Consider the following 1,882-nt stretch of genomic DNA (forward strand, 5'->3'; position numbering starts at 1 on the left):
TATCAGTTAACAGTACCTCCTGCAATAGGGAGGTACTGTTAACTGATAACTGATAGTGTAGCTCCTCTGTAAAGAGGCTAACTGATAACTGAAATGACCGCTTTTTATGTTGGCGAAAACCGAAAAGGCAAAGCTTTCCCAGTTAAAAATTAATCAATTGAAATCAACTTTTATTCTATGGGAAAGCTATGAGATACTTGACTGTAGCTAAATTCAAACCACAGCCATTAATAATCCCTTAAATAATTTGATGCCATCTGTATCACCTAACATTGGGTCTGATGCTCTCTCTGGATGAGGCATCATTCCCAACACATTGCCTTGACGGTTGCAGATCCCAGCAATATTATTAAGAGATCCATTGGGATTAGCTACTTGACTAATTTCACCATTTTCCGTACAGTAACGAAATAAAATTTGACGATTATTCTCTAATTCTTTCAACGTTTCTGTATCAGCATAATAACGACCTTCACCATGAGCTATTGGTAAACGAATCACTTCTCCTTTTGTATAAGTAGATGTCCAAGCAGTATCAGAGTTTTCTACTTTGACCGGAACTCGATCGCAAATAAAATTTAATTGCTGATTTCTGACTAATGCTCCTGGCAACAGTCCTATTTCTGTCAATATCTGGAAACCATTACAGATACCTAATACTAACTTACCTTTTTGGGCATGAGCAACAGTTGCTGCCATGACTGGAGAAAAACGAGCGATCGCTCCGCATCTGAGATAGTCGCCATAGCTGAAACCTCCAGGAATAACTATTACATCTAGACCGGAAATATTTTCTTCTTGATGCCAAACCATGCGAGTTGGTTGACCTAATAAACTTTGAGTTACCCAAGCTACATCCCGATCGCAGTTGGAACCGGGAAACACAATAATACCAAACTTCATATTAATTTCAATGATAGTTGCTATACTCTGAAAGTGTGAGACTTCAGGTGTTATTGCAGATTTTTCAAGAGTACTATGCACTAGCAACTAGGTCTAAAACTCCACTTTCACAACTGATGTCCACAGTTTCACCTAAAATCTACCACCTAAAACCTAGCACCTTCTTTGACAGTTTCCATTAAACATCTCCAAAAATCAAAAATAAAATCAATTCTGATCCATAAATTATCAATTATTTCTCCATGTTGCCTGTTGCCTGTTGCCTGTTGCCTGTTGCCTCTTTTCTGGAGATGTCTATTAAATCAAAACGATAATTTTCAATGACAGGATTAGCTAATAGTCGATCGCAGATTAATTCTAGTTGTTCCTTAGCTGTTGCTTCATCAGTTGCCTGAAGCATCAACTCAATATATTTACCAATTCTAATTTGTTCTACATTGTCATATCCCATCTGTGCCAACCCAGATTTAACTGCAGTACCAGCAGGATCTAAAACAGATGGTCTTAGGGTAACATATATATGTGCCTGATATTGTTTTGTCACGAGATTAAAAAATATTAGATTTCAACTGACCACGTTAGATATTATCAGTTAAGTTCTATTCATAGTTAACCACATTAGCCATGAAATCCAATCGTACCCGGTCTCAAGAGCGTATTTTAAAGCTATTAAAAATCCAGAAGCGATCGCTATCTGCTCAGGATATTTATTCAGCACTGCGCGAATGTGACCAACCTCTGGGATTAGCAACAGTCTATCGTTCTTTAGATGCCCTCAAACAAGAAGGGGTAGTAATTGTCCGGACTTTGGCCAATGGCGAATCTGTATATAGTTGCTTACAGCAAAACCAACATCATCTGACCTGTGTAAAATGTGGGACTTCTATTCCTATTTATGAATGTCCTGTCCATAATTTAGAAAATAAATTACAGAAGTCCCACAAATTTAAGATTTTTTATCACACTTTAGAGTTTTTTG

At 37.4% G+C, this 1,882-nt stretch carries 3 protein-coding genes; 1 reads left to right on the forward strand and 2 read right to left on the reverse strand.

All coding sequences use genetic code 11. The features are described 5' to 3' along the window. Positions 1-213: 213 nt before the first annotated feature. Together purQ and purS are read right to left on the reverse strand one after the other, a co-directional pair. Positions 214-903 carry a phosphoribosylformylglycinamidine synthase subunit PurQ gene (purQ, locus tag F6K13_RS31130; protein ID WP_124147355.1) on the reverse strand — a complete coding sequence of 230 codons (690 nt, stop codon included), beginning with the start codon at positions 901-903 and terminating at the stop codon, positions 214-216. 232 nt (positions 904-1,135) lie between these two features. Further along, the gene (gene purS / locus F6K13_RS31135; protein ID WP_124147356.1) at positions 1,136-1,447 is read right to left on the reverse strand and encodes a phosphoribosylformylglycinamidine synthase subunit PurS; all 312 of its coding nucleotides are present in this window, start codon (positions 1,445-1,447) and stop codon (positions 1,136-1,138) included. A gap of 80 nt (positions 1,448-1,527) precedes the next feature. On the opposite strand from purS, the gene F6K13_RS31140 reads away from it, so the two are divergent. Next, on the forward strand, positions 1,528-1,882 hold a 355-nt coding region (locus F6K13_RS31140), incomplete at its 3' end, for a Fur family transcriptional regulator (protein WP_287289573.1).

The organism is Okeania sp. SIO2B9, from assembly GCF_010672505.1.
Taxonomy (GTDB): Bacteria; Cyanobacteriota; Cyanobacteriia; order Cyanobacteriales; family Microcoleaceae; genus Okeania; species Okeania hirsuta.

Bases quoted from the DNA above. Each gene is read 5' to 3' on its own strand.
- purQ (WP_124147355.1), bottom strand. From the start codon at position 903: ATGAAGTTTGGTATTATTGTGTTTCCCGGTTCCAACTGCGATCGGGAT.